The sequence below is a fragment of the Saccharomonospora iraqiensis subsp. paurometabolica YIM 90007 genome, from assembly GCF_000231035.2.
Lineage (GTDB): Bacteria > Actinomycetota > Actinomycetes > Mycobacteriales > Pseudonocardiaceae > Saccharomonospora > Saccharomonospora paurometabolica.
Window position 1 is genome coordinate 27,698 of record NZ_KI912203.1, and the last position, 3,899, is coordinate 31,596.

A 3,899-nucleotide genomic window follows, 5' to 3' on the forward strand; every position below is an offset into this window, starting at 1 on the left:
CCGCCCAGCCGATCCCCGAGCAACGCGCACCGGCCACCGACGGCTGACCGTCCGCCCGGTCCGCCCCGGCCCCCCGGATCGCCCACGGTCCTCGCCCGACCGCAACCGCGCCACACCGCGGTGGGGCGCGGTCCGCACTCCGACACAGCGGTCGACCGTTCTATCTTGCTGACCATGAACGGTCCCGAACGGAAGAAGTACAACCCGGAGAGCAAGACCGGGTACGAGTACGTGCTGCTCGCCGACCATCTTGCGGAGTTCATCGAGCGGGGCGAGTGGCCCCCGGGGCGCCGGTTGCCCGGTGAGCGCGCACTGTCCGCGGAGTACGGGGTCGCCCTGGACACCATCCGGAAGGCGACGCAGATCCTGCGGGAACGCGGGCTGGTGCAGACCTTGCGCTCCAAGGGGACGTTCGTGGCGCCGGGGGGTCGCACGACCGACCCGTGAAGGCTGTCACCCGTGCGCACCGGCTGACCACGGCGGGCCACCACCGCCGAGTAGCCTTGGCGGGATGTCGTTCGCGCGGACCGATGCCCCCGAGGAGCTCTCCCGGATGGTGGAGCTGTGCAACTCGGCACGGCTGCTGGCCACCGAGGACGCCCTCATCACGCCGACGAGCGCCGCCGCGTGGCTGAGGTCCCAGGACGTCGTGGTCGGGGAGCTGGGCCGCAGGGACCACGAACTGCTGCTGCGGGTGCGGGAGTGCCTCCGGGACCACGTCGAGGGCCGGGACGCCACCCGGGAACTCAACAAGCTGGCCAGACAGCTGCTGGGCGCGCCACGGTGGTCGCCCGAGGGCGATCCGGTGCTGCCACCGCGGCGGACCGGTCCACTGACCGGGTATCTGGCCGAGATCCTCGGCACCGCCTTCACGGCGGGGCTGACCGGCGAGCGCGACCGGCTCAAGACCTGCCGCAACCCGGACTGCCGCTGGGTGTTCTACGACCGGTCACCGGCGCGGAACAGCGAGTGGTGCGCGCAGGAGGACTGTGCGGCGCGTCGCACGCCCCGCCGGCACCGTTCGCGGCACGTCGGAGGGTGAGCCACCGGGATCCGTGGGTCCGGCACCGGAACCGACCGGGCCACCCGGTCACGACGACGGCGCGAGCCGCCCGCCCACCCCGGTGATCACGGCGAGCGCCTCGGCGCGGTCCGCGCACACCGGCATACCGACATCGAGATCGGTCATCCGCATCGGGCGCAGTACCACGGACGGGCAGACCAGTGCCCGGCGCAGACCACGGCGGGCGGCGGTCGCGGCCACGTGACCGAGGGCGGACAGGCCCGCGGCCCCGAAGAACACGACCCCGGACAGGTCCAGAACGACGCCGCGGACGTCGCCCGGCAGGTCGTCCAGGCAACGCCGGAGCAGCGGCGCGCCCGCGAGGTCCACCTCCCCGGACACCCGCACGACCGCCGTGCCCGCGACGGGAGCCTCGATCCGGATGTCGGCCCCCGTGCGCACATCGCGGTCCATGGTCGCCGCCTCCCCTGTCGTCTCCGGTCCGGCGTGGCGGGCAACGGCCACCGCCCGGGACGGTACGCACACCCGGGTACGGACCGCAACCACTCCGTTACGGTGACGGTCCGGCGGCGCGACGGCACGGGGGCGGGCACCCGGGACGGCCCACGCCCCCGCGGTTGATTTCTCCATTGTGGACTGTTTGGACGGCGGCACGGTCCGCGGTGTCCCGATCCGTCCACGGTCCCGGAACCGCCCGGCAGCACGGGAAAATCGGCACTTCGGGGTGAACTCGACCGTGCGCGGACGAAGATCGGGGACGCCGTCACGCTGCCGTCGGCGGTGTCAATCCCGGGGGCGGGCACCGCCCGGCGGCCGGGTGTGGCCGACCGGGGCCCGGGGTAGTCACGGTTTCGTGACCCCTGACGAGCAATCCCACGCGGAGGGGCGCGAGCATTCAGGCGGCTACGAGGATCTCGCTCCACTGTTCAACACGCTGGCCGAGCTCGCGCCGGACGACCCGAAGCGGGCAGTCGTGCGCGAGGAGATCATCACACGGTGCCTGCCGTTGGCCGAGCACATCGCCCGGCGTTTCGTCGGGCGCGGCGAGCCCCGGGACGATCTCGTCCAGGTGGCGCGGCTGGGACTGCTCAACGCGATCGACCGGTTCGACGCCTCGCGGGGCACGGAGTTCGTCGCCTTCGCGGTGCCCACGATCATGGGTGAGGTCCGCAGGCACTTCCGGGACTCGAGCTGGGCGGTCCGGGTCCCCCGCAGGCTCAAGGAACTGCACCTGTCGATCAGCCAGGCCAGCGGCAAGCTGGCGCAGCGGCTCGGGCGGGCACCCACGCCCAGCGAGCTCGCCACGGAACTCGGACTCGCGGCGGAGGACGTCTGGGACGGGTTGCTCGCGGGCAACGCCTACCAGTCGGTCTCGATGGACGCCGCCTACGACGACGAAGGCACCCTCCCCCTGGCCGAGACGGTGGGCTCGGACGACGCGGAGCTGGAGAACGTCGAGTACCACGAGTCGTTGCAACCGCTGCTCGCCGGGCTCCCGGAACGCGAACGGCGGGTGTTGATCCTGCGGTTCTTCGGCAACATGACCCAGACCCAGATCGCCGAGCGGGTCGGGATCTCCCAGATGCACGTCTCCCGGCTGCTGGCCCGGACCCTGGAGTTCCTCCGCGGTCGGCTCACCGAGTGAGGCGGTCCCGACCACCCCCGCCACCGCCCGACGGCGCCGTTTGATGCGCAGGGGTGCGGGGTACGTCGAATGCGCCGCCAACGGGTCCCGACGAGTCGCATGGGGTGTCATGGAATCGCCGATCACACTCACCGTGGACGGTCGACGTCACACGCTGTCGGTCGACACCCGGGTGACCCTGCTGGACGCGCTCCGGGACCGGCTCGACGTGCCCTCGGTGAAGAAGGGGTGCGACCACGGCCAGTGCGGCTCGTGCACCGTGCTGCTCGACGGCAGGCGCGCCACCACCTGTCTGACGTTCGCCGTCGCCCGGGACGGCGCGGAGATCGTCACCGCCGCCAACGAGGCGGACCCGGTCCTGCACGCGCTGCATCGCGCGTTCCTGGACCGGGACGCCTTCCAGTGCGGTTACTGCACCCCCGGGCAGATCTGCTCGGCCGCCGGTGTCCTCGCGGAGCTCGAGGCGGGCGAACCGAGCGCCGTCACCGCCGACGCCCGGTCCGCCCCCGTGGACGACAGCGCCGAGATCCGCGAGCGGATGAGCGGTAACCTGTGCCGCTGCGGTGCCTACGGCAACATCGTGGCGGCGGTGGCCCGCCTCGCCCGGGAGCGGGTCGCGGCGGACGGGGACACCGACGCACCGGGAGCCGGGTCGTGATCCCGTTCGAGTACCGCCGCGCCGAGGACGTGGATTCCGCGGTCGCCACGGTCACCGGCAACGACCGGGCCGCCTTCCTGGGCGGCGGCACGAACCTCGTCGACCACATGAAGCTGGGCATCGCACGGCCGGAGCTGCTGGTCGACCTCACCGGGCTGCCGCTGGACGGTGTCGAGGAACTTGCGGACGGCACGGTGCGGATCGGCGCGGGCACCCGGAACAGCGACGTGGCCGCGCACCCGGTGATCCGACGGCGGTACCCCGCACTGGCGCAGGCACTGCTGCGCGGGGCCTCCGGACAGTTGCGCACACTCGCCACCGTCGGGGGCAACCTCCTGCAGCGGACCCGGTGCGTCTACTTCCAGGACGTCACCACACCGTGCAACAAGCGGGAGCCGGGGCAGGGGTGCTCCGCGCTGGAGGGATACACCCGGTACCACGCGGTGCTGGGGGCCTCCGAGCACTGTGTGGCGGTGCACCCCTCGGACATGGCGGTGGCCCTGGCCGCGCTGGACGCCGTCGCCCGGATCCGCGGCGCCGACGGCGACCGCGCCGTGGCCGTCGCCGACCTG

6 protein-coding genes are annotated in these 3,899 nt (G+C 72.8%); 5 read left to right on the top strand and 1 reads right to left on the bottom strand.

Annotated features, from left to right (window positions below; genetic code table 11):
- The first annotated feature begins 174 nt into the window (after positions 1–174).
- Both SACPADRAFT_RS0202945 and SACPADRAFT_RS0202950 read left to right on the top strand, forming a co-directional pair.
- Entirely contained in the window at positions 175–447 is a 273-nt protein-coding gene (locus SACPADRAFT_RS0202945; protein WP_007026815.1) for a GntR family transcriptional regulator, read from the top strand.
- A 64-nt stretch (positions 448–511) separates the two neighbouring features.
- A complete protein-coding gene (locus SACPADRAFT_RS0202950; RefSeq protein ID WP_007026814.1) occupies positions 512–1,042 on the top strand; it encodes a CGNR zinc finger domain-containing protein in 531 nt (176 codons plus the stop codon).
- A gap of 48 nt (positions 1,043–1,090) precedes the next feature.
- Here SACPADRAFT_RS0202950 and SACPADRAFT_RS0202955 read toward each other — a convergent pair whose 3' ends face one another.
- Positions 1,091–1,477 carry an STAS domain-containing protein gene (locus SACPADRAFT_RS0202955; RefSeq protein ID WP_007026813.1) on the bottom strand — a complete coding sequence of 129 codons (387 nt, stop codon included), beginning with the start codon at positions 1,475–1,477 and terminating at the stop codon, positions 1,091–1,093.
- Between the two features lie 400 nt (positions 1,478–1,877).
- On the opposite strand from SACPADRAFT_RS0202955, the gene SACPADRAFT_RS0202960 reads away from it, so the two are divergent.
- The 3 genes from SACPADRAFT_RS0202960 to SACPADRAFT_RS0202970 form a co-directional block, all read left to right on the top strand.
- A complete protein-coding gene (locus tag SACPADRAFT_RS0202960; protein ID WP_026455356.1) occupies positions 1,878–2,669 on the top strand; it encodes a SigB/SigF/SigG family RNA polymerase sigma factor in 792 nt (263 codons plus the stop codon).
- Positions 2,670–2,778: 109 nt separating this feature from the next.
- Positions 2,779–3,327 (top strand): 2Fe-2S iron-sulfur cluster-binding protein, encoded by a 549-nt coding sequence (locus SACPADRAFT_RS0202965; RefSeq protein WP_007026811.1) that lies wholly within the window; start codon positions 2,779–2,781, stop codon positions 3,325–3,327.
- A partial coding sequence (locus SACPADRAFT_RS0202970; RefSeq protein ID WP_007026810.1) for an FAD binding domain-containing protein occupies positions 3,324–3,899 on the top strand: 576 nt, incomplete at its 3' end. The genes SACPADRAFT_RS0202965 and SACPADRAFT_RS0202970, both read left to right, overlap by 4 nt.

What these genes read in the sequence shown, in the direction of transcription:
- SACPADRAFT_RS0202945 (WP_007026815.1), top strand. Translation starts at nt 175, where the DNA reads ATGAACGGTCCCGAACGGAAGAAGTACAACCCGGAGAGCAAGACCGGG.
- SACPADRAFT_RS0202950 (WP_007026814.1), top strand. Translation starts at nt 512, where the DNA reads ATGTCGTTCGCGCGGACCGATGCCCCCGAGGAGCTCTCCCGGATGGTG.
- SACPADRAFT_RS0202955 (WP_007026813.1), bottom strand. Translation starts at nt 1,477, where the DNA reads ATGGACCGCGATGTGCGCACGGGGGCCGACATCCGGATCGAGGCTCCC.
- SACPADRAFT_RS0202965 (WP_007026811.1), top strand. Translation starts at nt 2,779, where the DNA reads ATGGAATCGCCGATCACACTCACCGTGGACGGTCGACGTCACACGCTG.